The following is a 25,866-nucleotide window of genomic DNA, read 5'->3' as shown; positions in this document are numbered from 1 at the left end:
GCAAAAAATCCAACAACCACCCCGCGCCGACGGCGCATTGGCGGGTATTCGCTTGATAACAAGGCCGGTATTTTTTGTGCCGAAAGGGGAATTGATCGAATTAGTGCAACGCTCTCTTCAAACCTGAATTTGCTTTAGTTTCTTTTTGCCTTTGGTATTCCTGTGCTGCACGTCGGTAGGGGGGTATGGGGTATTTTTCTGGCAGGGAAAAAGATGTCTGAGCGAAGCGAGTTGTTTTTCCCAGAAGAAAAATACCCCATACCCCCCGTACCCGCCCCATAACCAGAAGGCTAGGAGCGGGCAAACTCAAAACTACCAAGCTTTGTAAGGCAGGAACTTCCCGTTAAGTGTAACCACCACCCGGTCACCCTTGGGGTTCTCTTCTTTCTCGATATCCATGGTGAAATCAATCGCACTCATAATGCCATCACCAAACTTCTCATGGATCAGCTCCTTCATGGTGTCGCCATACACACCCACAATCTCATATAAACGGTAGATCAGCGGGTCCTGGGGTACACCGCCTTCCCAGGCTTTCTTCGGGCAAACCTGCAATGCTTCTGCCACCGGCTTGTCCAGGCCCAGGGTTTCGCACAGCGCGAACGCCTTGTCTTCGGTGAAGCTGTTCATACCCAGGCAGGCTGAGGTGGTGAACACCGGGGACATGCCAATGGATTCAGCAATCGCTTCCCAGGTCATGCCCTTGGCAACTTTGGCTTCCAGGATTTTTGCAGTCATCAGTTCTTTGTTCATCATGGTCATTTCCTCTTGTGGACAATCAACATCAAGCATTCACCGCTCGCGCGGTGGTTTCGGTCTTGGTCTCGGATTCGGCCGGCACCGGCTCGGACGTCAGCTCATCGGTGCTGGGGTCTACTACTCTCGGGCTGCCATCCTGCTCCGGCAGCGCTGAACCACTTCGATTCACCAGAAAATCCACCAGGTAATGCCGGATCTTTTGATGGGCAGGGTTCTGGAAAATGGTGGCCCGGGAGCGCGGGTGTGGCAGGTTTACCTTCACGCTTTCGGCAATGCGGGCATTGGGGCCGTTGGACATCAGGAAGATGCGGTCCGACAGCAGAATGGCCTCGTCCACATCGTGGGTGATCATGAACACGGTCTGGCGGGTTTCTTCCCAGATTTTTACCAGCTCGTCCTGAATCACCCCGCGGGTGAGGGCATCCAGAGCCCCAAAGGGTTCATCCAGCAACAGCAGCTCTGGCTGGGTGGCGAAGGCGCGGGCGATGCTCACCCGCTGGCGCATACCGCCAGACAGCTGGGAGGGCTTGCGGTCCATGGCGTGGTCCAGACCGACCATTTTCAGGTATCGCTCGCTGTGCTCTCGCACCTTCTCTTTGGACCAGCTGGGCCAGCGAGCCTTTACCCCAAAGATGATGTTGTTCAGCGCGGTTTTCCAGGGCAACAGGCTGTAGTTCTGAAACACCACGCCGCGCTCCAGGCCCGGGCCTTTCACCTCTTTTCCGTTCATAACCACGTTGCCGGTACTGGCCTCGTCCAGGCCGGCCAACACGTTCAGGATGGTGGATTTGCCACAGCCGGAATGGCCGATGATGCACACAAACTCGCCTTTCTGCAGGGCGAAGCGGATGTCTTCGAAGACTGTCAACTCACCGCCCTGGCCGTCCGGGTATACCTTCGACAATCCATCTACTTCCAGGAATGACTTACTCATATCAATTCTCCAGTCGGAGGGTTCTGGCGGGCGCCAGACAACCGGCGCCCTGCCCGATCATTCTTTGTATTCAACCAGCTTCTGAGCCTTGCCCAGGGCCAGGTCCAGCAGCATGCCCACCACCCCGATCATCAGGATGGAGAAGATCACACTGGCGAGGTCCAGGTTGTTCCACTCGTTCCACACGTAGTAGCCAATGCCGGTTCCGCCCACGAGCATTTCCGCCGCCACAATCACCAGCCAGGCGATACCGATGGAGATGCGCATGCCGGTGAGGATGGTTGGTGCTGCCGCCGGCAGAATCACCGTAATCGCGGTCTTGAACGGATTGAGCTCGTGGGTGCGGGCCACGTTGACCCAGTCCGACCGCACGTTGGCCACGCCGAAGGCGGTGTTCAGCAGCATGGGCCAGATAGAGCAGATGAAGATCACGAAGATGGCCGACGCATCCGAATCCTGGATGATGAACAGGGCCAGCGGCATCCAGGCCAGGGGTGAGATCGGTCGCAGCACCTGGATGTAAGGGTTGAGCGCCTTGTACATCAGCGGTGACATGCCGATCAGGAAGCCCAATGGCAGGGCAATCGCCATGGCCGCCAGATACCCCGTCAGCACCCGGTAAACCGAGTAGGCCAGCTGAATGCCGATGCCTTTGTCATTGGCACCCGCGTCATAGAACGGGTTAGACAGCTCCGCCCAGGCCACTTTGATGACTGCTGATGGCGGCGGCACACGAGATTCTGACCCCGAGACGCCCATCAGCAATTCATACTCTGACGTAGCCTCCGTCGCCGCGGGCGGCTGGGTGGCCATTTCCCACATGCCAAGTGCCAGGATCAGGAAAGACACCGACAGCAGTGCTGCCCTCACATTCAACGAGGCCATGATCAAATCCTCCCGATGGCGAAGCTACGGGCATACTCTTCCGGTGTTTCCGGATCAAAGGTTTTGCCCATGATGGTGTGGGTTTTGTAGGTTTCGGTGGGTGCGCTGTACCCCATCTCGCGCATCAGCTTGCCGGTTTCACCCGCCAGGTAGACCTGCTCAGCAATGCCCTTGTAATCCACATCGCCCTCAATGTAGCCCCAGCGTTTCATCTGGGTCAGAATCCACACGCCCATGGAATGCCACGGGAACGGGTCGAAATCGATGCGGTCGGGCACGTTCTGCACCTCGCCCAGGCCATCGGCGTAGCGGCCTGTCAGCACTTGCTGGATCACCGGTACCGGCTGGTTCAGGTAGTTCCGCGGGGCAATGGCCTCGGCGATCTCTTTGCGATTTTCAGGCTCATTGGAGTACTGGGTGGCGTCGATGATGGCGCGCAGCAGAGCGCCGTAGGTATTCGGATTCTGGCTGGCAAACTTCTGGCTGCAGGCGAAGGCGCAGCATGGGTGCCCTTCCCAGATATCCTTGGTGAGCATGTGAATGAAGCCAACCTTCTCCCAAACCGCTCGCTGGTTGAACGGGTCTGGTGACAGGTAGCCATCCAGGTTGCCGGCGCGCAGGTTGGCGACCATCTCAGGTGGCGGAACCACCCGGATCTGAACGTCTTTATCCGGATCAATGCCGTTTTCAGCCAGGTAATAGCGCAACAGGAAGTTGTGCATGGAGTATTCAAACGGCACACCAAACTTGAAGCCCTTCCATTGCTTAGGGTCACGCTTGTCCATGTGGTCCACGTGCAGCACGATGGCCTGGCCGTTGATATTCTCCACCGCTGGCATGATGAATGGCTCCGGCGTGGAACCGGCGCCCATAGTCATGGCCAGGGGCATGGGAGTGAGCATGTGTGAGGCGTCGTATTCACCCGCCAGTGACTTGTCCCGAGCCACGGCCCAACCGGCGGTTTTGGTGACGGTGACGTCCAGGCCATAGCGCTCATAAAACCCCATCGGAGCGGCCATAATGATGGGCGTGGCACAGGTGATCGGCACAAAGCCAACGTTCAGCTTGGTTTTCTCCAGCTTGCCGAGCGACTCCTTCACCGCCGCCTTGGCTTTGTCCATGGGGAACACGGAGCCCAGCAAAGCGGCTGCGGTCCCTGCCCCCATCATCTTCATAAAGCTGCGGCGGCTGTGATCGTTATGGCCGAACACGGAGCGCACCACAGCGCTTTCGATGGCACGGTCCATCATGGCTTCGGAATCCATCCCGGCCGCAGAGCCTGTGGCTTGCTCGCCCCCTGTCTGGCGAAGGTTCAGCGATACAGACGGCAGGCTGTCACCAGGCTTACATTCCGGGCAACCACAGGTTTTCGCGTGGATCAGTGACTGGTCGCCGTCAAACGGGTTTCCAAGGCTTTTGGTTGTCATGGTGCACTCTCCCTACTCTCAGATAGTTTTTTTGCACTCTTGCGGTGCAACTAAGACTCTGGTTCTGCCCGGCCAGAATTTGGCCTTGGCAAACAGCACGTTCTGAGATGACTATTGCGGGGTTCGTGCCAACTTTATGAAAACCTCTACCTCATTGTTTTTATGGGGTTTAATACAAACGAATGCTAACCCGGCGAACTACGATATTTCGTAAACCACGATTTCTCGTAGCGATCGCTTCGATTTTTCGTAGTTGGCACAGGCTTTGTTTGGGTTTTACCGTCACTCAAGCGGAAGCCCGGCATGAACCAGCCCGAACGCATCGAAACACACCAATGGATCAACCACCTGCCAGAGGCTGCCCTTCTGGTGGACGCGGGCCAGGACCTGATCCTCGCTGCCAACAGCGCCATGGCACGAATGGCGGGCACCGACAGGCAATCCATTGCCGGCATGGCATGTACCCAGCTGTTTGCTGACCAGCGGCCCCAGCTGATCAATTTCACCGAAGAAACCCTGTTCCGCAGCCACAGCTGGAGCCGCGATTTCCACCTGAAACACCGGGACGGCCACACGGTTGAACTGGAAATTTCTTCTTCCTGCGTGGGAGAAGCCGAATCGCAAACCCTGTTACTGCTGCTGCGTGACCGACGCCAACTGAGAACCCTACGCGAACGCCACGAAGCCAATCACTACCACCGGGGCGGTTTGCTGGAGTGGCGGCGAGTGGAAGAACTGTTCAAGGATATGGAGCGGGAGAACCAGCTGATTCTCCACGCCGTGGGCGAAGGCATTTACGGGGTAGACGCCGAAGGCCGCACCACCTTCGCCAACCCTGCCGCCGAGCGCATGCTGGGCTGGCGAATGGATGAACTCATGGGGCGGGTAATACACCGCGTGGTGCACCACTCCCACGAAGACGGCAGCCTGTTCCCACTGAAAGAATGCCCCATCTACGGCGCTTTCCGGGATGGCAGCATCAAGCGCGTTGGCGACGACTGGTTCTGGCGCAAAGACGGCACCGGGTTCCCGGTGGAATACACCAGCACCCCGATCATGGACAACGGCCACCCGGTGGGTGCGGTCGTGGTTTTCCGGGATATCTCCTCCAGACTGCAAGCCCAGAAGGAACTGCAATCAGCACTGGAAGAAGTCGAAAGCCTGAAACGCCGGCTGGAAATGGAAAACGCCTACCTGCAGGAAGAACTCAGCGCGGAGTTCCACTTCCACGAAATCCTCGGCCAGAGCGACGCCATCAAAGCCATCGTGCGGCGCATCGGCATGGTGGCCCCGACAGATGCCAACGTTCTGATCACCGGCGAATCCGGCACCGGCAAGGAGTTGATTGCCCGCGCCATCCACCAGGCCAGCACCCGCCGAGACCGCCCGCTGATCCGGGTAAACTGCGCGGCCATTCCAAAAGACCTGTTTGAGAGCGAGTTCTTCGGCCACATCAAAGGCGCCTTCACCGGCGCCGTGAACGACAGAATCGGCCGATTCGAACTGGCCGACGGCGGCACCCTGTTTCTGGATGAAGTGGGTGAAATCCCTTTGGAATTGCAGGGCAAGCTGTTGCGGGTGCTTCAGGATCAGCAGTTCGAACGCGTGGGTGAGAACAAGACTCGCGCCGTCGATGTAAGAGTGATTGCCGCCACCAACCGGGATCTAAAAACAGAGGTACAGGAGAAGACCTTCCGGGAAGATCTGTATTTTCGCCTCAATGTCTTCCCTATCGAATCCATTCCCCTGCGCAGGCGGCTTGAAGATATTCCCATGCTGGCCCAGGAATTCCTGAACCGGGCCTGCCAGAAGTTCAACCGGCCACCGCTGGTTCTGACAGAACGAGACGTGGTGACCCTCAAGGCCTACCACTGGCCGGGCAACGTTCGGGAACTGGAAAACGTCATCGAACGCCAGGTGATTACCGCCGATGGCCGCCTGGATCTGGACCTTCCCGGTACCGAGACTCCTGCGCATGCCGCAGCAAACTCAACGCCATCGCGCCACTACGACAGTGAGTTGTTGACCGAGGTAGACTTGAAGGAGCTGGAGAAACAGAACCTGATCAAGGCGCTGAAAATGACGGGCGGGCGCATCTTCGGAGACGACGGGGCGGCGGCACTTCTTGGCATCAAGCCAACGACCCTCAATTCCCGCCTGGGCAAGCTCAAGCTTGATGCCCGGCAGTTTCGGGCTTCTTGAGTGTTGACTTGGGTTTCTGAGTTGGGCTCCTAGCCTGTTTGGTTTGCGGGCGGGTACGCGGGGTATGGGGTATTTTTCTTCTGGGAAAAACAACTCGCTGCGCTCAGACATCTTTTTCCCTGCCAGAAAAATACCCCATACCCCCCTACCGACGGGCAGCACAGGAATACCGAGGGTAAAAGAAAAGAAGGTATCCCGAAGTGCGCGTGACCGTTGCACCGAGTCGAGCCTTTCCCTTCCTGAGTGCAAAAACGACAAGTGCTTTTATCAAGCGGATGCCCGCCAATGCCAGCCACCCCGAAAGCCCGCCCGCAAATTCGAAAGGCTGGGAGCCCAAATAAGACCTCACCTCCACACCCAGAGGGCTACTAACCAAAACCAAGCTGGCTGAGCGCGTAGGTGACTACAATCCAGAGCAACACCAGCACCGGCAGAAACCGCCCGACCAGGTACATACGCCACTCCCACCAACGGCTTTCTGTTCCAAGAACAGTGCGAATGCGTTGGGGCGGGATGAACCAGCAGAACAATGCGGCACCGAATACTCCGGAGAAGATAATCACGTTGCCACCAGCCACACGATCAATAACGTCCAGCACCGGCTCACCGGCAATGGTCCATTCAAGGGGCGTGAAACTGAGTGCTGAGGCGGTACCAAGCACTAGCATGACAACCGTTACGATACTCACTGCGGCAACGTTACTCAGCCGGAACTCCTCCGCCACCGCGGCAATCATGACTTTCAAACCGGCGAGGCTGGAGCTGAATGCGGCCATGAAGAACAGCGCGAAGAAGAGCACGCCAACCCAGTAACCACCACGCATGTCTTCGAACACTTGCGGCATGGTCACAAACGCCAGCTGACTGCCTTCGGTAGGCTCCATGCCCAGACTGAACACAAACGGGAAAATCATCCATCCCGCCAGCAAGGCAACACTGGTCTCGGTACCGGCAACGACCAGGCAAGCTCGGGGCACGTGGGTTTTGCGGGGAATAAAACTGCCATAGGTGACCAGATATCCCTGCCCAATGGCGAGAGTATAAAAGGCTTGCCCGAAGGCAAACGCCCACAGACGACCGTCTGCAAGCCGGGTCCAGTCCACGTCAAAAAAGAAGGACTTGGTTTGCTCCCAACCCGGCGTCGTCGAGGCAAACAGCATCAGCCCTATCATCACCAACAGCAGCACGGGCATCAGCATTTTCGAGAAGACCTCGATAGCCTTCACATCCCGAGCCAGGATGATGGCAGCCAGTACCGTTACGATCAGGAAGTACCATAGCGAGTTGTAACCGGCACTGTATTCACTGAACACGCGGAGGTCGTCCGTGGCAGCATCCACCGCATAGCCCAGCGTCCAGCCGGTAATCACCAGGTAATAGCTGGTGATGGCCATGGTGATCAGCACCACAAACCAGCCGTAGATGGCCCCAAACCGGTTCACCTGCCGGAAAGTCTGAACGGTACTGCCCTCAGACAGCCGTCCGGCTGCGACCTCCAGAATCATGATCGGCAGAACGACAACCACAAGCGCCAGCAGATAGGCCACCACGAAAGCCCCGCCACCGTTCTCCCCAACCATGTAGGGAAACCGCCAGAGGTTCCCGAGGCCGACGGCTGCAGCGGCCATGGAGAAAACAAATGCGGGCTCGGAACTCCATTGCTTTCGGGATTCCTCGATAAACTCGTGGCGCTTGGTCAACGGTACCTGGCTCCCCGTGATATGGCTTATTTGCACGGAAGCCTAACAAATCAGACGTTACGGTTCATGACTGGGGTCAACGCGTTCTTGGTTCCTGGTCATCGGGCTTGGGCTTGGGCTTGGGCTTGGGCTTGGGCTTGGGCTTGGGCTTGGGCTTGGGCTTGGGCTTGGGCGCCCAGCCTTCCGGATGTGCGGGCGGGCTTGCGGGGTGGCTGTTGGATTTTTTTTGGAAAAACAACTCGCTTCGCTCAGACATCTTTTTCCGGCAAAAAACCCAACAACCACCCCGCGCCGACGGGCATTGGCGGGAATTCGCTAAATAACTACATTTGTTTTTCCCCTTGGTATTCCTGTGCTGCACGTCGGTAGGGGGGTGTGGGGTATTTTTCTGGCAGGGAAAAAGATGTCTGAGCGCAGCGAGTTGTTTTTCCCAGAAGAAAAATACCCCATACCCCGCGTACCCGCCCGCCAACCACCAGGCTAGGAGCCGAAGCCATACCCAGCCCGCAAACCGGGAAGGCCAGGAGCCCAAACCACCCCCACACCAAAACCAGAAGGCTCAGAGCGGAACTCAGACCACCTCGATGGCCACCGCAGTCGCTTCACCGCCACCAATACACAGCGATGCCACACCACGCTTCAGACCACGCTGTTTGAGGGCGTTGATCAGGGTAATGATGATACGGGAGCCAGAGGAGCCGATGGGGTGGCCCAGGGCGCAAGCGCCGCCGTGCACGTTGACCTTTTCCGCAGATAATTTCAGCTCATTGATGGCGGCCAGGGTGACCACTGCGAAGGCTTCGTTGATCTCGAACAGGTCGACATCATCCAACGTCCAGCCGGCTTTCTTGACCACTTTCTCAATGGAGCCAATCGGGGCCAGCGTGAACTCTGCCGGCAAGCGGGCATGGGTGGCGTGGGCCACGATTCTGGCTTGTGGGACAAGGCCTCGGGCATCTGCTTCAGCCGCTGAAGTCAGCACCAGGGCAGAGGCGCCGTCGCTGATGGAGCTGGAGTTGGCGGCGGTTACTGAGCCGTCTTTGGCAAAGGCCGGTTTCAGCTGGGGAATTTTTTCGGGCTTGGCGTTGCCCGGTTGTTCGTCGGTGTCTACTTCCGTGTCACCACCCCGGCCAGAGACGGTGACCGGAACGATTTCATCCAGGAACCAGCCGTTCTCGATGGCCGCCAGGGCCTTTTGCAGGGAACCGATGGCGAACGCGTCCATGGCCTGGCGGGTGATGTTGAATTTATCGGCGGTGCGCTGGGCAAATACGCCCATCAGCCCGCCTTCGTAGGCGTCTTCCAGGCCATCCAGGAACATGCTGTCCATCACCTGGCCGTGGCCCATGCGCATGCCGGCGCGGGCTTTCGGTAACAGATACGGTGCCTGGCTCATGTTCTCCATACCACCGGCGATCATGATGTTGTTGGTGCCGGCTTTGATCTGGTCGTGGGCCATGATGACGGCTTGCATGCCGGAGCCGCACATTTTGTTGATGGTGGTGCAGCCACTGCTATCCGGAATACCGGCAGCGCGGGATGCCTGCCGCGCAGGTGCCTGGCCGAGGCCGGCAGGTAGCACGCAGCCCATGATGATTTCCTGTATATCGGCCGGCTGCAGCCCGGCACGATCAATGGCCGCCTTGATGGAAACCGCACCCAGTTCCGGTGAACGCACAGAGCTCAAAGAGCCCATCATGCCCCCCATCGGGGTTCTGGCGGAGCCTGCTATTACGATATCGTTGTTCATGTTTTATGTTCTCCTGCAACGGAATCTAGTTGGTGTTCTTATCTTGCTCATCGGTCTTGTTTGGGTTCCCAGCCTTCCGGTTTGCGGGCGGGCTTGCGGGGTGGCTGTTGAATTTTTTTTGGAAAAACAACTCGCTTCGCTCAGACATCTTTTTCCGGCAAAAAATCCAACAACCACCCCGCGCCGACGGGCATTGGCGGGTAGTCGCTAAATAACTGCATTTGTTTTTTTCCCTTGGTATTCCCGTGCTGCACGTCGGTAGGGGGGTATGGGGTATTTTTCTGGCAGGGAAAAAGATGTCTGAGCGAAGCGAGTTGTTTTTCCCAGAAGAAAAATACCCCATACCCCCCGTACCCGCCCGCCAACCATCAGGCTAGGAGCCGAAGCCAGCCCCCTCAGCGCCCAAGTACCGAACGGGCAATAATCTCTTTCATCACCTCTGAAGTACCGCCGTAAATCCTCTGCACCCGAGCATCGATAAAGTTCCGGGAAATCGGATATTCGGTGGTGTAACCGTAGCCCCCAAATAACTGCAAACAACCATCAGCCACCCGGCACTGCATCTCCGTGGCGCTGTACTTGGCCATGGACGCCGTGGGCGCATCCAGTTTGCCGTCTTCGTATTCGCGGATGCACTGATCAACAAACGCCTTGTTGATGCGGTAGTCCGTTTCCATGCGGGCGATTTCGAAGCGGGTGTTCTGCAGCTGGCTGAGCTTCTGGCCGAACAGTTCCCGCTCCTGGGCGTAGGCAATGGTCAGGTCCAGGGAGCCTCGGGCAGCAGCGACGCCGAGGGCGCCGATCACCAGGCGTTCGCGGGGTAGTTCCCGCATCAGGTACATGAAGCCCTGCCCTTCCTCGCCTAGCAAAGCCGACGAGGGAACACGCATGTCCGAGAAAAACAGCTCGGAGGTATCGCCGGAGTGCTGGCCGATTTTGTCCAGGTTGCGGCCTTTACTGAAGCCCGGCAATGAGGTGTCCACCAGGAACAAACTGATGCCCCGGGCGCCAGCTTTCGGGTCGGTTTTGGCGGCAACGATCACCATGTCGGCGTGCTGGCCGTTGGTGATGAAGGTTTTGGAGCCATTGAGGATGTAATCGTCACCATCCTTTACCGCACTGGTACGCATGGCCTGCAGGTCACTGCCCGCGCCCGGTTCGGTCATGGCGATGGCGCCGACGGCTTCGCCGGAGACCATTTTTGGCAACCATTGCTGGCGTTGGGCCTCGTTGCCGATGTGGCTGAGGTAAGGCGCCACGATGTCCGAGTGCACCATCACGTTGGTAGACAGCGCCCCGAAGCCCATGCGGGCCATTTCTTCGCCCACCACCACAGAAAACTGGAAAGGCGCACCAATGCCGCCGCAGTCTTCCGGCACGTCGACACACAGTAAACTGGCGTTGCCCAGGGTATTCCAGAGCTCCCGTGGCACGATGCCGCTTTTCTCCCAGGCTTCGTAGTGTGGTTTCACCTCGGCTTCCAGGGCCTTGATCACCGACTCCCGAAACATGGCCAATTCTTCTTGATCGACGTGGTTGGTCATATTACTCACCTGTTGTTATTCGTTCGCTTGTGGCGAATCCAATTGCCTGAACCCGCTTGTGGCGGGTGGTTTGCATCAATTCACTTGGGCGCCATGCGCAGGGCGCAGTCCAGACGAATCACTTCGCCGTTCAGAATCGGGTTGCGCACCATCTGGTCTACCATCATGCCGAACTCTTCCGGCTTACCCAATCGCTTGGGAAACGGCAGTGTCGCCGCCAGGCTGTCCTGCACTTCTTCCGGCATACCGGCCATCATCGGTGTCATAAACAGGCCGGGGGCGATGGTGTTCACGCGGATACCTTCACGGGCCAGCTCGCGGGCGGATTGCAGAGTCAGTGCCACAACCCCGCCCTTGGAAGCACTGTAGGCGGCCTGGCCAATCTGGCCCTCGTAAGCCGCTACAGAAGCCGTATTGATGATCACACCACGCTCGCCATCGGCGTTGGGCTCACGCTGGGCCATGTCGGCTGCGGCCAGGCGAAGGATGTTGAAGGTACCAATCAGGTTTACCTGAATCACCTTGCTGAAGCTGTCCAGTGGCATCACACCTTCCCGGCCCAGGATCTTCGCCGCCGGCGCGATACCTGCGCAGTTCACCGCAACACCGCAGGGGCCATGGGCCTCCCGCGCAGCATTGATGGCGGCTTCGGCACTTTCCGCAGAGCTCACATCGCACTCTACAAAAATCCCGCCAATGTCTGCGGCTACTTTTTCGCCCTGCTCTTTTTGAAGATCCAGGATCGCGACTTTACACCCGGCAGCCGCCAGGGCACGCGCGGCGCCCTCGCCCAGCCCGGACGCCCCGCCTGTTACAATGGCCGCCACATTCTTGAATTCCATCATGCACTCCTATTCTCAGGATTGTATTTGTTGAAAATCGGACCCGAAAACTACTTTACGTTTACGTAAACTTTATCTAACCTTGGTCTAAAAAGGAAATCGTGATGAACGAAAAAAGAACCTTCAGCATCAGCGAGCTCTCCCAGGAGTTCGACGTGACAACCCGAAGCATCCGATTCTACGAGGATCAGGGCCTGCTCAAGCCCACCCGAAGGGGCCAAACCCGCATCTTCAGCACCAAAGACCGGGTTCGGTTGAAGCTTATTCTCCGGGGCAAGCGCATGGGCTTCTCCCTGGCAGAAACCAGGGAACTGTTCGACCTGTGGGACGAAACCCTCACCGGTAACGAGAAACAGCTTTTGAAGATGCTGGAAATCCTCGCCGACAGGCGCGCCCAGCTCGAACAACAGAAAAACGACATTGCCCAGGCGGAAATGGAAATCGAAACCGCCGAAACCCGGTGCCGCGAAGCACTGGAAGACCTGCAGAAGAAAAAGAAACAGCAGGACGCAGGGCAAAAAGAATCCAAACAAACCGTCACCTGAGCGTGACGAAGCACACAGACCCAATTCAAGAACAACAAGGTAGCCAACGATGAAATCACAATACTCAGAACTCAATTTCGGTCTCGGCGAAACCCTCGACATGCTGCGCGAACAGATCAACGGCTTCGCCGCCGCTGAAATCGCACCGCGCGCTGAAGAGATCGACCGCAACAACGAGTTCCCCATGGACCTGTGGCGGAAAATGGGCGACATGGGCCTGCTGGGTATTACCGTGGGCGAGCAATACGGCGGCTCAGACATGGGCTACCTGGCGCACGTCATCGCCATGGAAGAAATCAGCCGCGCCTCCGCCTCCGTTGGCTTGTCTTACGGCGCCCACTCCAACCTGTGTGTAAACCAGATTCACCGCAACGGCACCGAAGAACAGAAACAGAAATACCTGCCCAAACTGGTCAGCGGCGAACACATCGGCGCCCTCGCCATGTCTGAGCCCAACGCCGGCTCCGACGTCATCTCCATGAAGCTCAGTGCCCGCGACGAAGGCGACCACTTCGTCCTCAACGGCAACAAAATGTGGATCACCAACGGCCCGGACGCCAACACCTACGTGATCTACGCCAAAACCGACGTAAAAGCCGGCTCCAAAGGCGTCACCGCCTTCATCGTAGAACGCGACTACCCAGGCTTCAGCCGCCACCAGAAACTCGACAAACTCGGCATGCGCGGCTCCAACACCTGTGAACTGGTGTTCGAAGACTGCAAAGTACCCAAAGAGAACGTCCTCGGCGGCGAAGGCAACGGCGCCAAAGTCCTCATGAGCGGCCTCGACTACGAACGCCTCGTCCTCTCCGGCGGCCCCCTGGGCATCATGCAAGCCGCCATGGACGTGGTCGTACCCTACATCCGCGAACGCAAACAATTCGGCCAGGCCATCGGCGAATTCGAACTGGTACAGGGCAAAGTCGCCGACATGTACACCTGGATGAACACCGCCAAATCCTACGTCTACATGGTCGCCATGTCCGCCGACCGCGGCGAAACCACCCGCAAAGACGCCGCCGGCGCCATCCTCTACTCCGCCGAAATGGCCACCAAACTGGCCCTGGACGCCATCCAGCTGCTCGGCGGCAACGGCTACATCAACGAATACCCCACAGGCCGCCTGCTGCGAGACGCCAAACTTTATGAAATCGGCGCGGGCACGTCTGAGATCCGGCGAATGCTGATCGGCAGAGAGCTGTACCTGAACAAATAAAAAACAGTTCCAAGCCAGTGGCTTCCAGAGTTTTACGGACGCTAGCACTCAAAGCACGACGAGGGCCTGGCAGGGTGTCTTTCCGAGAATCCCGCACCCAAAGCATGCCGAGGGGTTGGCGGGATGCCCTTCCGGAAATGTCGAAGGCCAAGGATGGCCTGAGAGAAGCGCACATGGATGTGCTCGTAGCGGTTTCCGGAAGGGCATCCTGCCAACCCCGCGCCCCCAAATAATGGGACGAGAACAAATGACGATACTGCAGAGCAAAATAAACCCGAGGTCCGACGAATTCCTGGCCAACCAGAACGCCATGGCCAAAGCCGTCGCAGACCTGAAAGAAAAAGTCGCCACCATCCAGCAAGGCGGCGGCCCAAGCTACCAGGAACGCCACATCGCCCGCGGCAAACTGCTGCCCAGAGAGCGCATCAACCGCCTCCTGGATGACGGCTCCCCGTTCCTCGAAATCGGCCAGTTCGCCGCCTACAACGTCTACGACGAAGAAGTCCCGGCAGCTGGCGTGGTGGCCGGAGTGGGCCGCGTCTCCGGCACCGAATGCATGATCATCGCCAACGACGCCACCGTCAAAGGCGGCAGCTACTACCCGCTCACGGTCAAAAAACACCTGCGCGCCCAGGAAATCGCCCTGGAAAACCGCCTGCCCTGCATCTACCTGGTGGACTCCGGCGGCGCCAACCTGCCAAGGCAGGACGAAGTCTTCCCGGACCGCGACCACTTCGGCCGCATCTTCTACAACCAGGCCCGCATGAGCGCCGACGACATCCCCCAGATCGCCGTCGTCATGGGCCTGTGCACGGCCGGCGGCGCCTACGTGCCCGCCATGGCCGATGAATCCATCATCGTGCGCGACCAGGGCACCATCTTCCTGGCCGGCCCGCCGCTGGTGAAAGCCGCCACCGGCGAAGTGGTCAGCGCCGAAGACCTGGGCGGCGCAGACGTACACTGCAAAATCTCCGGCGTGGCCGACCACTACGCCGAAAACGACGCCCACGCCCTGGACATCGCCCGGCGCTGCATCTCCAACCTCAACCGCCGCAAACCGGTGGACGTGGAAATCCGCAAGCCCAAAGCGCCCCTGTACAGCGCCGAAGAAATCTACGGCATCGTCGGCACCGACTTGCGCAAGCAGTTCGACGTGCGCGATGTGATCGCCCGCATTGTCGACGGCTCCGAATTCGACGAATTCAAACGCTACTACGGCCAAACCCTGGTTACCGGCTTTGCCCACATTCACGGCTACCCGGTGGGCATCATCGCCAACAACGGTATCCTGTTCAGCGAGTCCGCGCAAAAAGGCGCGCACTTCATCGAACTCTGCTGCCAGCGCAACATCCCGCTGTTGTTCCTGCAGAACATCACCGGCTTTATGGTGGGCCAGAAATACGAGGCTGAAGGCATCGCCAAACACGGCGCCAAAATGGTCATGGCCGTGGCCTGTGCCAACGTACCGAAAATCACCGTACTGATCGGCGGTTCTTTCGGCGCGGGCAACTACGGCATGTGCGGCCGCGCCTACAGCCCGGACTTCTTGTGGATGTGGCCGAACGCCCGCATCTCCGTGATGGGCGGTGAACAGGCCGCCGGCGTGCTTGCCACCGTCAAACGGGAAGGCATGGAGCGCAAAGGCCAGGACTGGAGCAGCGACGAAGAAGCCAAGTTCAAGCAGCCGATCATCGACACCTACGAACACCAGGGCCACCCCTACTACGCCAGCGCGCGCCTCTGGGACGACGGCGTGATCGACCCGGCCCAGACCCGCGAAGTGGTTGCCCTGAGCCTGTCTGCCACCCTCAACCGACCCGCCAAGCCAACACGCTTCGGCGTGTTCCGGATGTGATGGAGGACATCGCCATGACCGATCAGGAACCAGCGGTTCGCCTCAATCACCGCGCCAAGGGTGTCACCGAGGTTGTGCTCAACCGCCCTGACAAACGCAACGCCTTTGACGACGTGATCATCCAGCAACTGATCAAGGCGCTGGAACAGGTAGACGCAGACAACAACACCCACGTTGTCATCCTGCGCTCCGAAGGCAAACACTTCTCCGCCGGAGCGGATCTGGGCTGGATGCGCCGCATGGCCGACAACAGCCGACAGGAAAACCTGGACGACTCGCGGCAACTGGCGCGGTTGATGAACGTGCTCAACCACCTGTCCAAGCCGGTGATCGGCCTGGTTCAGGGTGCCGCCTTCGGAGGCGCCGTTGGCCTGGCCGCCTGCTGCGACATCGTACTGGCTACCGAGAAGGCCAGCTTCTGCCTGAGCGAAGTCAAACTCGGCCTGATTCCCGCCGTGATCAGCCCCTACGTGGTGCGCGCCATCGGCGAGCGCCAGGCCCGGCGCTACTTTATCAGTGCCGAAGTTTTCACCGCCCGGCAAGCCGAGCACTTCGGCCTGGTGCATGAAGTGTGTGAAGACGAAAGCGCCATGGAACGCCGCTGCGACGAACTGCTTTTGCAGCTTGCCCTCAACGGGCCAGAAGCCATGAAAGCCGCCAAAGATCTGGTATTTGCCGTCAGCCACAGGGTGATCGGCCAGGACGTGATCGACGACACCGCACAACGCATCGCGGACATCCGGGTGGGTGCAGAGGGACAGGAAGGCCTCAGCGCCTTTCTGAACAAGCGCAAGGCCAACTGGGTTCCGGAGGAATAACAACAATGTTCAGCAAAATTCTGATTGCCAACCGCGGCGAAATCGCCTGCCGGATCATCCATACCGCCCATCGCATGGGCATCCGCTGCGTTGCCGTGTATTCCGATGCAGACGCAGACGCTCGGCATGTGGCCATGGCAGACGAAGCCTTCCACATTGGCCCGGCCCCCAGCTCCGAGAGCTACCTGAAAGCCGGCAAGATCATCGAAATTGCCAAGGAAAGCGGTGCCCAGGCCATCCATCCGGGTTACGGCTTCCTGTCTGAGAACACCCAGTTTGCCGAAGCCTGCGAAGCCAACGACATCGTCTTCATTGGCCCGCCCTCCTCGGCCATCGCCGCCATGGGTTCCAAGTCCGCCGCCAAGGCCATTATGGAAAAAGCCGGCGTACCGCTGGTGCCCGGCTACCACGGCGACGACCAATCCCCGGAAACTCTGCGCCAGGAGGCCGAGAAATGCGGCTTCCCGCTGCTGCTGAAAGCCGTCGCCGGTGGCGGTGGCAAAGGCATGCGGGTGGTGGAACGCATGGAAGACTTCGACGACGCCCTGGCCGCCGCCAAACGGGAATCGAAGAACGCCTTCGGCAACCCGGACATGCTCATCGAACGCTACCTGACCCAGCCACGGCACGTGGAAATCCAGGTGTTCTGCGACCAGAGCGGCAAGGGCGTGTACCTGGCGGAACGGGACTGCTCCGTGCAGCGCCGCCACCAGAAAGTACTGGAAGAAGCCCCGGCGCCGGGCCTGAGTGACAAAACCCGCAAAGCCATGGGCGAAGCCGCCGTTAAAGCCGCACAAGCCATCAACTACGTGGGTGCCGGCACCGTCGAATTCCTGTACGACGTGGACGGCTCTTTCTTCTTTATGGAAATGAACACCCGCCTGCAGGTGGAACACCCGGTCACCGAAATGGTCACCGGCCAGGATCTGGTGGAATGGCAGCTGAAAGTGGCCTGGGGCGAGCCCCTGCCACTGGAGCAATCCCAGGTAAAAACCCGGGGCCACGCACTGGAAGCGCGCATCTACGCCGAAGACCCGGACCAGGACTTCCTGCCCGCCACCGGCAACCTGCGCTACCTGAGCACCCCGGATGAAAGCGCCCACGTGCGGGTGGATACCGGCGTCACAGAAGGCGATGACATCAGCATCCACTACGACCCGATGATCGCCAAGCTGATCGTGTGGGACGAAACCCGGGACCAGGCCATCAACCGCATGGTCCAGGCCCTGGAGCACTACCGCATCGCCGGCGTGAAAACCAACATCCGCTTCCTGCATGCCCTGGCCGACGCCCAGCCGTTCCGGGAAGCAGAGCTGACCACCGGCTTTATCGACGACCACCGCGACCTGCTGTTCCCGAAATCCAGGTTGGATACCCACAAAGCCCTGGTACTGGCCGCCGGCTTTGTGCTGGAGCAACGCAAATCCCGGGAAGTGATCAGCACAGACCCCTGGTCGCCCTTCGCCCGTCAGAACAGCTGGCGCATGAACTCCGAATACGCCCAGCCGCTGCAGTTGCAGGTAGGCGACGACATCCACGACCTGAAAATTCTGGAACGGGACGACCGCTACCAGGTGTACGTGGGCGGCAGCGTGTACAACCTCACCATGCGCCTGGACGACGACTACCTGCAGGCGGTGATTAACGGCCATCGCATCAGCGTTCACGGCAACCTGCACAACGACCAGTTGATGCTCTTCTACGAAGGCGACACCTTCAACTGCACCCTCTACAAAGAAAGCTACGGCTTTGAAGAAATGGCCGGCGAAGGCAGCCTGGCCGCACCCATGAACGGCGCCATTGTGGCCGTGCAAGCGAAAGTCGGCGACAAGGTTAAAGCCGGTCAAAGCCTGGTGATCATGGAAGCCATGAAAATGGAACACGCCATCAAAGCCCCGGCCGACGGCGTAGTCACCGACATTTTCTTCGCCGAAGGCGACCAGGTGTCTGAAGGTGCTGAACTGATCGCCATCGAAGTCACCGAAGAGGAGGCAGGCTGATGGCCTTTCCCAAACAGGTGCGCCTGGTTGAGATGAGCCCCCGGGACGGCCTGCAGAACGAGCCCGGCGCGGTGATTGCCACCGCCATCAAAACCGGCCTGATCGACCGACTGGCCGACTGCGGCCTGAGCCACATCGAAGCCGCCAGCTTTGTGTCGCCCAAATGGGTGCCACAAATGGCCGACGCCGCCGACGTGATGGCCGGCATCACCCGCAAACCCGGCGTACGCTACTCCGCCCTCACCCCGAATTTAAAGGGCTTTGAAGGCGCCCTGGCCGCGCAAGCCGACGAAGTGGCCGTATTCGGCGCCGCGTCCGAATCCTTCACCAAAAAGAACATCAACTGCACCATCGCCGAAAGCCTGGAACGCTTCGCCCCGGTGCTGGAAGAAGCCCGAAAACACGGTATCCCCGTGCGCGGCTACGTCTCCACCGTCATGGGCTGCCCCTACGAAGGCGACATCGCCCCGGCACAAGTCGCCACCGTAGCCAAAGCCCTGTACGACATGGGCTGCCACGAAATCTCCCTGGGCGACACCATCGGCGTGGGCACCCCGCTAAAAGCCAAACGCATGCTCGAAGCCGTCGCCGCCCACGTACCCATGGACAAACTGGCCGCGCACTTCCACGACACCTACGGCCAAGCCCTGGCCAACCTTTACGCGGTGCTGGAAGAAGGCGTCTCGATCATCGACGCCTCCGTCGCCGGCCTAGGCGGCTGCCCCTACGCCAAAGGCGCCTCCGGCAACGTGGCCACCGAAGACGTGCTATACCTGCTTAACGGCCTAGGCATCAACACCGGCGTGGATCTGAACAAACTGGTCGCCACCGGCGACTGGATCAGCAACCAACTGAACCGCCACAACGGCTCCAAAGTCGGCCAGGCCCTTGGAGGAAACTGCGGATGAGCAATAACAAGAATGTCGTCGCCCTGGATCTCCCCATCCCGGAGATCAGCGACATGCCCGAAGACACCCAAAAGTACTTCCAGATCTGCCAGGAAAAACTCGGCATGATCCCCAATGTGTTGACCGCCTACAGCCACAACCTCAAACAGCTAGAAGGCTTCACCCGCCTCTACAACGAACTCATGCTCGGCGAAAGCGAACTCAGCAAACTCGAGCGTGAAATGGTGGCCGTGGTCGTCTCCTCAGAGAACAAATGCTTCTACTGCCTGGTCGCCCACGGTGCCGCCGTTAGGGTACTGAGCGGCGACCCAGCCCTGGGCGAACACATGGTGATGAACTACCGCAGCGCCAAACTCGACAAGCGCCAGCGGGCCATGCTCGATTTCACCTCTCTGCTCACCCGCACACCCGCCCTGGTGACCGAAGAACACACCCAGGCCCTGCGAGACGCCGGCCTGAGTGACCGAGGCATCTGGGACCTGAGCAACCTGATCGGCTTTTACAACATGAGTAACCGCGTGGCCATCGCCAGCGACATGCAACCCAACCCGGAATACCACAGCCAGAGTCGCTAGCAAGTGCACTGACTTGCCAGCCCTCAATTACAAAAACAAATGGAGGCAGAGACATGAGCAAGACTCTCCCGAGCTACACCAGCAGCACCGCCGACAAACCGCTACTGGGGATGACCATCGGCGACATGCTTGACCGCACCGCCGAAAAATTCCCCAACAACGACGCCCTGGTGTGCCTGCACCAGGACATCCGCTGGACCTACAAAGAGTTCGTTGAAAAGGTCAACGAAGCCGCTCGCGCCTTTATGGCTATTGGCGTCAAACGCGGCGACCGGGTAGGTATCTGGTCTCCCAACCGGTATGAGTGGACCGTTACCCAGTTCGCCACCGCCAAAGTGGGCGCCATTCTGGTAAACATCAACCCGGCCTACGGCGTGCACGAACTGCAATACGCCCTCAACCTGGCCGGCATCACCACCCTGGTCACCGCAGACAGCTTCAAAGCCTCCAACTACCGGGAAATGATCTACGAGCTGGCGCCAGAGCTGAAACGCAGCGCACCAAGCAAACTCAAAGCCGATCACCTGCCAGACCTGCGCGCCGTCATCAACATGCACGACGACAAGCACGACGGCATGTGGACCTGGAAAGAGTTCATCGGTTTTGCCGGTGACGTTTCCGAAGCCGATCTCAGCCAACGCCAGAGCGAACTGCAGTTTGATGACCCCATCAACATCCAGTTCACCTCCGGCACCACCGGCAACCCCAAAGGCGCCACCCTCACCCACCACAACATCCTCAACAACGGCTACTTTGTAGGTGAAAGCCAGCGCCTGACCGAGAACGACCGCCTGGTTATCCCCGTGCCCCTGTACCACTGCTTCGGTATGGTGATGGGCAACCTGGGCTGCATTACCCACGGCACCGCCATGATCTACCCAGGCGAAGGCTTTGACCCCAAAACCGTGCTGCAGGCCGTGCACCAGGAAAAAGCCACCGCCCTGTATGGCGTGCCTACCATGTTCATCGCCGAACTGGCCGACCCGGAGTTTGACACCTACGACCTCTCCAGCCTGCGCACCGGCATCATGGCCGGCTCCATTTGCCCGGCAGAAGTGATGAAAAAGGTCAACGGCAAGATGAACATGAAGGAAGTGCAGATCGCTTACGGCATGACCGAAACCAGCCCGGTCTCCACCCAGACCAGCTCCGAAGACCCGTTCGAAAAACAGGTCACCACCGTGGGCCGAACACAGCCGCACCTGGAAACCAAGATTGTCGACCCCGGCACCGGCAACGTGGTGCCCCGTGGCGAAATTGGCGAACTCTGCACCCGTGGCTACAGCGTGATGCTGAAGTACTGGAACAACGAAGAGAAAACCCGTGAAGCGATAGACGACGGCGGCTGGATGCACACCGGCGACCTGGCCACTATGGACGAAGACGGCTACATCCAGATCGTCGGCCGCATCAAAGACATGGTGATTCGCGGCGGCGAGAACATTTACCCTAAAGAAATCGAAGAATTCCTCTACACCCACCCCGCCATCGAAGACGTGCAGGTAACCGGCATACCCGATGAAAAATACGGCGAAGAACTGATTGCCTGGGTAAAACTGCGCCCAGACACAGACCCGGTAACCGGTGAAGACCTGCAAGCCTTCTGCAAAGGCAAAATCGCCCACTTCAAGATTCCGAAGAACTATAAGTTTGTGGATGCCTTCCCGATGACCGTTACCGGGAAGATTCAGAAGTTCAAAATGCGGGAGATTTCTATTGAGGAGATGGGGTTGAAGAAGTAAGCCACTCCTCTGAGCCAGTCACACCCTTCAGACCCCGGCCTTGTGTCGGGGTTTTCTGTTAATCAAGCCTCTCCCGAGCAACGAACGATGAGTTTAGTGCCCCTTATCTCGTATACTACCCACCTCAAATTGGAGCCGACGGCGATTTAAACCGGATTGAAACAGGAAAACCGAATGACAAGCACCCAACAACGCGCAGCCCTGCAACGCCAGATATGGGCGATCGCTAACGACGTACGTGGCTCTGTCGACGGCTGGGACTTCAAGCAGTATGTGCTGGGCACCCTGTTTTACCGCTTTATCAGCGAAAATTTTGCCAGTTACATCGAGGCCGATGACGACAGCATCAACTACGCAGAGCTGCCCGACAGCGTCATCACCCCAGACATCAAAGACGATGCCATCAAAACCAAGGGCTACTTCATTTACCCCAGCCAGCTGTTCGTCAATATTGCCAAGGGTGCCAACAACAACGAAAGCCTGAATACCGACCTCGCGGCCATCTTTGCTGCCATCGAAGCCTCCGCTAACGGCTACCCATCGGAGGGCGACATCAAGGGTCTGTTTGCCGATTTTGACACCACCAGCAACCGACTCGGCAACACTGTTAAGGAAAAGAACTACCGCTTGGCGGCTGTGCTCAAAGGTGTAGCCGGCCTGGATTTTGGGAATTTTGACAGTGCCCATATCGATCTGTTTGGCGATGCCTACGAATTCCTGATTTCCAACTACGCAGCCAATGCAGGAAAGTCCGGTGGCGAGTTCTTTACCCCGCAGCATGTGTCAAAACTGATTGCCCAGCTCGCCATGCATAAGCAAACCAGCGTAAACAAGATTTACGACCCCGCATGTGGGTCCGGCTCGCTGCTGCTGCAAGCAAAGAAGCATTTCGATGCCCATATTATTGAAGAGGGCTTCTTCGGCCAGGAAATTAACCACACCACTTACAACCTGGCCCGTATGAACATGTTTTTGCACAACATTAACTACGACAAGTTCAACGTGCAGCTAGGCAACACCCTGACCAATCCGCATTTTGGCGATGAAAAACCCTTTGACGCCATCGTCTCCAATCCGCCCTATTCGGTGAAATGGATCGGTAGCGACGACCCCACCTTAATTAACGATGACCGTTTTGCCCCAGCCGGGGTGCTGGCCCCTAAATCCAAAGCCGACTTTGCCTTTGTGCTACACGCGCTCAGCTATCTGTCGGCCAAAGGCCGCGCAGCCATCGTCTGCTTCCCTGGCATTTTCTACCGGGGCGGTGCCGAAAAGAAAATCCGCCAGTATCTGGTAGACAACAACTACGTAGAATCGGTGATATCACTCGCCCCCAACCTGTTTTACGGCACCACCATCGCAGTCACTATCCTGGTGCTGTCCAAACACAAAACTGACACTACCACCCAGTTTATCGATGCCAGCGGCGAGGCGTATTTCAAAAAAGAAACAAATACCAACCTACTGACCGATCAGCATGTTGAAGACATCATGCGGGCGTTCGACCGCAAGGAAAACATTGAACACTTTGCCCGGTCGGTGCCGTTTGAAGAGATCGCCGCCAATGACTACAACTTGTCGGTCACCAGCTACCTAGAAGCCAAAGATACCCGCGAGCAGATCGACATTACCCAGCTCAATGCTCAGTTGAAAACCACAGTGGCCAGAATTGACCAACTTCGCACCGAGATTGATGCCATTGTGGCTGAAATTGAAGGTGAGGAGCGGAAGGCGTGAGCAGTGTGAGTTTTATAGACAAACTGCTGGATGGTGTTGAGGTTGAGTGGAAAGCGCTCGGAGATGTGGCTCAATACTCATCAACGCGAGTCGATGCTGACATAATTGATTCGACTTCGTTTGTAGGAGTCGACAACCTTGTCGCTAACAAAGGTGGTCGCATGGACGCGAATTACCTGCCGAATACCTCTCGCATAACGGCATATGAGCCCGGCGACATTCTTCTTGGCAATATTCGCCCTTATCTTAAGAAGGTGTGGAGAGCGACCAATTCAGGAGGATGTAGTGGTGATGTCCTTGCAATACGCATCCTAGATGCACACAAGCAAGTTATTGACTCGAATTTTCTCTATTATCTTTTGTCATCTGACGCGTTCTTCTCGTACAACATGCAGCATGTGAAAGGCGCAAAAATGCCGCGCGGAAACAAAGCGGCAATTTTGAATTATCTGATCCCTATCCCATGCCCCGAAAACCACATAAAATCCCTTGAGATCCAGGCCGAAATCGTCCGAATTCTGGACGCATTTACCTCCCTTACCGCCGAGCTTACCGCCGAGCTTACCGCAAGAAAAAAGCAATACAACTACTATCGCGACAAGTTGTTGAGTTTCGAAGATGGAGAGGTAGCGTGGAAGCCGCTCGGAGAGATTGGAGAATTTATTCGGGGTAAACGCTTTACCAAAGCTGATTATGTAGATGACGGTATCAGCGCTATCCATTACGGTGAGATTTACACCCGGTACGGAGCATTCACGACTCAGGCACACTCCCAGGTCCGAAGTGATATGGCGAAGACACTTCGTTATGCGCAGCCTGGTGACGTGGTAATAACGGACGTGGGAGAGACTGTAGAGGATGTTGGTAAAGCCGTGGCCTGGCTCGGCGACGGGAAAGTCGCTATTCACGACCACTGCTATGCTTTCCGCCATACAATGAACCCGAAGTACATTTCTTACTGCATGCAAACCGCCTCGTTTATTGCTGAGAAGGCGAAGCATGTGGCCAGAACCAAGGTCAATACACTGTTAATGACCGGCTTTTCGAAGGTTTCGATCCCTATCCCCTATCCGGATGATCTCGAGAAGTCACTTGACGAACAGGCTCGTATTGTATCAATTCTGGACAAATTCAACGCCCTTACCGACTCGATCTCCGAAGGCTTACCCCGAGAGATCGAGCTGCGGCAAAAACAATATGAATACTATCGGGATCTTCTGCTGAGCTTCCCAAAACCGGAAGAGGTCGTGGCTTGATATGAGCAAGACCCTAACGGAAATAGCCCAACAGCTCAGAGGCGCCAATAAAAGGGTGCAGTTGATTTATGCCTTTAATGGCTCGGGGAAAACCCGCCTATCCCGGGAATTCAAACAACTGATTGCGCCGAAGAATGATGATGAAGAAGAAGAAGATGTCACCAATAGTGAAGGTGAAGTTGCATTCTCAAGAAACAAAATCCTCTACTACAATGCGTTCACCGAGGACTTGTTCTATTGGGATAACGATCTGGACTCAGATGCAGAACCTAAGCTGAAAATTCAACCCAACTCTTTTACCGACTGGGTTTTGAAGGATCAGGGGCAGGATCTCAATATCGTCACAAACTTCCAACGTTATGCTAATCAGAAACTCACCCCGCACTTCAGCGCAGATTTTACAGAGGTGACTTTTTCTCTTGAACGTGGTGATGACGAGCACTCCGGCAACCTGAAAATCTCCAAAGGTGAAGAGAGCAACTTTATCTGGAGTATTTTTTACACGCTGTTGGATCAGGTTATTACAATCCTCAACGTTGCTGAGCCCACTGAGCGTGAGACGAACCAGTTTGACCAGCTGGAATATGTCTTTATTGATGATCCGGTCAGCTCACTGGATGAAAATCATCTGATTGAGTTGGCCGTCAACTTGGCGGGCTTGATCAAATCCAGTCAGTCTGAGCTGAGGTTTATTATCACAACTCACAGCCCTCTTTTTTATAACGTGCTCCACAATGAACTTGGTTTGAACAAAAATGGTAAAAAAGAAGGCTGCTACCTGCTGGAACGTTTTGAGAATGGCAGCTACCTTCTGAACACCAAATATGGGGATTCCAACAAGAGCTTTTCCTACCATCTATATCTAAAACAGGTCCTTGAGCAGGCAGTCGCGGAAAACCAGGTACAAAGGTACCATTTTACGCTCTTACGTAACCTGTACGAGAAAACGGCGAGCTTTCTCGGTTATCCGAGATGGTCTGAACTCTTACCGGGTGACCAGCAGGCGTATTTGAACCGCATCATCCAGTTCTCCAGTCATTCAACCTTGTCAAATGACACGGTCACCGAGCCAACAGAGCCCGAGAAGCAGACTGTTAAGTTACTGCTTAATCACTTGAAGAATGAATATGGCTTTTGGAAGCAGGTCGAAGCCAATGACTGAACTCACTGA

20 protein-coding genes are annotated in these 25,866 nt (G+C 57.3%); 12 read left to right on the top strand and 8 right to left on the bottom strand.

From position 1 onward, the window contains the following. Positions 1 to 312: 312 nt before the first annotated feature. The 4 genes from cynS to QUE75_RS06350 are packed head-to-tail and all read right to left on the bottom strand — an operon-like array spanning position 313 to position 4,005. Positions 313 to 756 carry a cyanase gene (gene cynS, locus QUE75_RS06365; protein WP_058093075.1) on the bottom strand — a complete coding sequence of 148 codons (444 nt, stop codon included), beginning with the start codon at positions 754 to 756 and terminating at the stop codon, positions 313 to 315. A 28-nt stretch (positions 757 to 784) separates the two neighbouring features. Then, on the bottom strand, positions 785 to 1,693 hold the full coding sequence (locus tag QUE75_RS06360) for an ABC transporter ATP-binding protein (RefSeq protein ID WP_286254464.1): 909 nt from the start codon (positions 1,691 to 1,693) through the stop codon (positions 785 to 787). Positions 1,694 to 1,750: 57 nt separating this feature from the next. After that, positions 1,751 to 2,578, bottom strand: coding sequence for a nitrate ABC transporter permease (gene ntrB / locus QUE75_RS06355; protein ID WP_058093073.1), 828 nt, complete (start codon positions 2,576 to 2,578; stop codon positions 1,751 to 1,753). A gap of 2 nt (positions 2,579 to 2,580) precedes the next feature. Continuing rightward, positions 2,581 to 4,005 (bottom strand): ABC transporter substrate-binding protein, encoded by a 1,425-nt coding sequence (locus tag QUE75_RS06350; RefSeq protein ID WP_058093072.1) that lies wholly within the window; start codon positions 4,003 to 4,005, stop codon positions 2,581 to 2,583. A gap of 303 nt (positions 4,006 to 4,308) precedes the next feature. Here QUE75_RS06350 and QUE75_RS06345 point away from each other — a divergent pair, with 303 nt between their 5' ends. Continuing rightward, positions 4,309 to 6,207: a sigma 54-interacting transcriptional regulator gene (locus QUE75_RS06345; RefSeq protein WP_286254455.1), complete on the top strand. Its 1,899-nt coding sequence runs from the start codon at positions 4,309 to 4,311 to the stop codon at positions 6,205 to 6,207. Positions 6,208 to 6,575: 368 nt separating this feature from the next. Here the strand turns inward: QUE75_RS06345 and QUE75_RS06340 are convergent, their stop codons facing one another. From QUE75_RS06340 to QUE75_RS06325, 4 genes are all read right to left on the bottom strand, one after another. Continuing rightward, positions 6,576 to 7,907: a sodium-dependent transporter gene (locus QUE75_RS06340; RefSeq protein WP_286254453.1), complete on the bottom strand. Its 1,332-nt coding sequence runs from the start codon at positions 7,905 to 7,907 to the stop codon at positions 6,576 to 6,578. A gap of 571 nt (positions 7,908 to 8,478) precedes the next feature. Next, positions 8,479 to 9,657: a thiolase family protein gene (locus tag QUE75_RS06335; RefSeq protein WP_062278071.1), complete on the bottom strand. Its 1,179-nt coding sequence runs from the start codon at positions 9,655 to 9,657 to the stop codon at positions 8,479 to 8,481. A gap of 395 nt (positions 9,658 to 10,052) precedes the next feature. Next, positions 10,053 to 11,201, bottom strand: coding sequence for an acyl-CoA dehydrogenase family protein (locus QUE75_RS06330; protein ID WP_138435629.1), 1,149 nt, complete (start codon positions 11,199 to 11,201; stop codon positions 10,053 to 10,055). An 80-nt stretch (positions 11,202 to 11,281) separates the two neighbouring features. Continuing rightward, entirely contained in the window at positions 11,282 to 12,043 is a 762-nt protein-coding gene (locus tag QUE75_RS06325; protein ID WP_286254448.1) for an SDR family NAD(P)-dependent oxidoreductase, read from the bottom strand. A 104-nt stretch (positions 12,044 to 12,147) separates the two neighbouring features. Between QUE75_RS06325 and QUE75_RS06320 the strand changes: the two genes are divergently transcribed. The 11 genes from QUE75_RS06320 to QUE75_RS06270 all read left to right on the top strand — a co-directional run bounded on the left by QUE75_RS06320 (position 12,148) and on the right by QUE75_RS06270 (position 25,857). Continuing rightward, complete coding sequence (locus QUE75_RS06320) at positions 12,148 to 12,588, top strand: MerR family transcriptional regulator (protein ID WP_286254446.1); 441 nt, start codon at positions 12,148 to 12,150, stop codon at positions 12,586 to 12,588. A 49-nt stretch (positions 12,589 to 12,637) separates the two neighbouring features. Next, positions 12,638 to 13,804 (top strand): isovaleryl-CoA dehydrogenase, encoded by a 1,167-nt coding sequence (locus QUE75_RS06315; protein WP_286254444.1) that lies wholly within the window; start codon positions 12,638 to 12,640, stop codon positions 13,802 to 13,804. A 247-nt stretch (positions 13,805 to 14,051) separates the two neighbouring features. After that, the gene (locus QUE75_RS06310) at positions 14,052 to 15,659 is read left to right on the top strand and encodes a carboxyl transferase domain-containing protein (RefSeq protein ID WP_106695282.1); all 1,608 of its coding nucleotides are present in this window, start codon (positions 14,052 to 14,054) and stop codon (positions 15,657 to 15,659) included. Between the two features lie 14 nt (positions 15,660 to 15,673). Further along, the gene (locus QUE75_RS06305) at positions 15,674 to 16,477 is read left to right on the top strand and encodes an enoyl-CoA hydratase-related protein (protein WP_286254441.1); all 804 of its coding nucleotides are present in this window, start codon (positions 15,674 to 15,676) and stop codon (positions 16,475 to 16,477) included. Between the two features lie 5 nt (positions 16,478 to 16,482). Further along, the gene (locus QUE75_RS06300) at positions 16,483 to 18,477 is read left to right on the top strand and encodes an acetyl/propionyl/methylcrotonyl-CoA carboxylase subunit alpha (RefSeq protein WP_286254439.1); all 1,995 of its coding nucleotides are present in this window, start codon (positions 16,483 to 16,485) and stop codon (positions 18,475 to 18,477) included. Continuing rightward, positions 18,477 to 19,385: a hydroxymethylglutaryl-CoA lyase gene (locus QUE75_RS06295; protein ID WP_286254438.1), complete on the top strand. Its 909-nt coding sequence runs from the start codon at positions 18,477 to 18,479 to the stop codon at positions 19,383 to 19,385. The genes QUE75_RS06300 and QUE75_RS06295 overlap by 1 nt, the downstream gene beginning before the upstream one ends. After that, a complete protein-coding gene (locus QUE75_RS06290) occupies positions 19,382 to 19,960 on the top strand; it encodes a peroxidase-related enzyme (RefSeq protein WP_286254437.1) in 579 nt (192 codons plus the stop codon). Before QUE75_RS06295 ends, QUE75_RS06290 begins: the two co-directional genes overlap by 4 nt. A 53-nt stretch (positions 19,961 to 20,013) precedes the next feature. Continuing rightward, positions 20,014 to 21,702, top strand: coding sequence for an AMP-binding protein (locus tag QUE75_RS06285; RefSeq protein WP_286254436.1), 1,689 nt, complete (start codon positions 20,014 to 20,016; stop codon positions 21,700 to 21,702). Between the two features lie 174 nt (positions 21,703 to 21,876). Next, complete coding sequence (locus QUE75_RS06280; RefSeq protein WP_286254435.1) at positions 21,877 to 23,439, top strand: type I restriction-modification system subunit M; 1,563 nt, start codon at positions 21,877 to 21,879, stop codon at positions 23,437 to 23,439. Beyond that, complete coding sequence (locus QUE75_RS06275) at positions 23,436 to 24,695, top strand: restriction endonuclease subunit S (RefSeq protein WP_286254433.1); 1,260 nt, start codon at positions 23,436 to 23,438, stop codon at positions 24,693 to 24,695. The genes QUE75_RS06280 and QUE75_RS06275 overlap by 4 nt, the downstream gene beginning before the upstream one ends. 1 nt (position 24,696) lies before the next feature. After that, the gene (locus tag QUE75_RS06270; protein WP_286254431.1) at positions 24,697 to 25,857 is read left to right on the top strand and encodes an AAA family ATPase; all 1,161 of its coding nucleotides are present in this window, start codon (positions 24,697 to 24,699) and stop codon (positions 25,855 to 25,857) included. Positions 25,858 to 25,866 lie beyond the last annotated feature (9 nt).

This window comes from Marinobacter shengliensis, from assembly GCF_030297115.1.
GTDB classification, from domain to species: Bacteria; Pseudomonadota; Gammaproteobacteria; order Pseudomonadales; family Oleiphilaceae; genus Marinobacter; species Marinobacter shengliensis.
The sequence above is the reverse complement of the archived record's forward strand: the minus strand, read 5'-3'. Positions and strand labels throughout refer to the sequence as shown.

What these genes read in the sequence shown, in the direction of transcription:
- cynS (WP_058093075.1), bottom strand. Translation starts at nt 756, where the DNA reads ATGATGAACAAAGAACTGATGACTGCAAAAATCCTGGAAGCCAAAGTT.
- QUE75_RS06360 (WP_286254464.1), bottom strand. Translation starts at nt 1,693, where the DNA reads ATGAGTAAGTCATTCCTGGAAGTAGATGGATTGTCGAAGGTATACCCG.
- ntrB (WP_058093073.1), bottom strand. Translation starts at nt 2,578, where the DNA reads ATGGCCTCGTTGAATGTGAGGGCAGCACTGCTGTCGGTGTCTTTCCTG.
- QUE75_RS06350 (WP_058093072.1), bottom strand. Translation starts at nt 4,005, where the DNA reads ATGACAACCAAAAGCCTTGGAAACCCGTTTGACGGCGACCAGTCACTG.
- QUE75_RS06345 (WP_286254455.1), top strand. Translation starts at nt 4,309, where the DNA reads ATGAACCAGCCCGAACGCATCGAAACACACCAATGGATCAACCACCTG.
- QUE75_RS06335 (WP_062278071.1), bottom strand. Translation starts at nt 9,657, where the DNA reads ATGAACAACGATATCGTAATAGCAGGCTCCGCCAGAACCCCGATGGGG.
- QUE75_RS06330 (WP_138435629.1), bottom strand. Translation starts at nt 11,201, where the DNA reads ATGACCAACCACGTCGATCAAGAAGAATTGGCCATGTTTCGGGAGTCG.
- QUE75_RS06325 (WP_286254448.1), bottom strand. Translation starts at nt 12,043, where the DNA reads ATGGAATTCAAGAATGTGGCGGCCATTGTAACAGGCGGGGCGTCCGGG.
- QUE75_RS06320 (WP_286254446.1), top strand. Translation starts at nt 12,148, where the DNA reads ATGAACGAAAAAAGAACCTTCAGCATCAGCGAGCTCTCCCAGGAGTTC.
- QUE75_RS06315 (WP_286254444.1), top strand. Translation starts at nt 12,638, where the DNA reads ATGAAATCACAATACTCAGAACTCAATTTCGGTCTCGGCGAAACCCTC.
- QUE75_RS06310 (WP_106695282.1), top strand. Translation starts at nt 14,052, where the DNA reads ATGACGATACTGCAGAGCAAAATAAACCCGAGGTCCGACGAATTCCTG.
- QUE75_RS06305 (WP_286254441.1), top strand. Translation starts at nt 15,674, where the DNA reads ATGACCGATCAGGAACCAGCGGTTCGCCTCAATCACCGCGCCAAGGGT.
- QUE75_RS06300 (WP_286254439.1), top strand. Translation starts at nt 16,483, where the DNA reads ATGTTCAGCAAAATTCTGATTGCCAACCGCGGCGAAATCGCCTGCCGG.
- QUE75_RS06295 (WP_286254438.1), top strand. Translation starts at nt 18,477, where the DNA reads ATGGCCTTTCCCAAACAGGTGCGCCTGGTTGAGATGAGCCCCCGGGAC.
- QUE75_RS06290 (WP_286254437.1), top strand. Translation starts at nt 19,382, where the DNA reads ATGAGCAATAACAAGAATGTCGTCGCCCTGGATCTCCCCATCCCGGAG.
- QUE75_RS06285 (WP_286254436.1), top strand. Translation starts at nt 20,014, where the DNA reads ATGAGCAAGACTCTCCCGAGCTACACCAGCAGCACCGCCGACAAACCG.
- QUE75_RS06280 (WP_286254435.1), top strand. Translation starts at nt 21,877, where the DNA reads ATGACAAGCACCCAACAACGCGCAGCCCTGCAACGCCAGATATGGGCG.
- QUE75_RS06270 (WP_286254431.1), top strand. Translation starts at nt 24,697, where the DNA reads ATGAGCAAGACCCTAACGGAAATAGCCCAACAGCTCAGAGGCGCCAAT.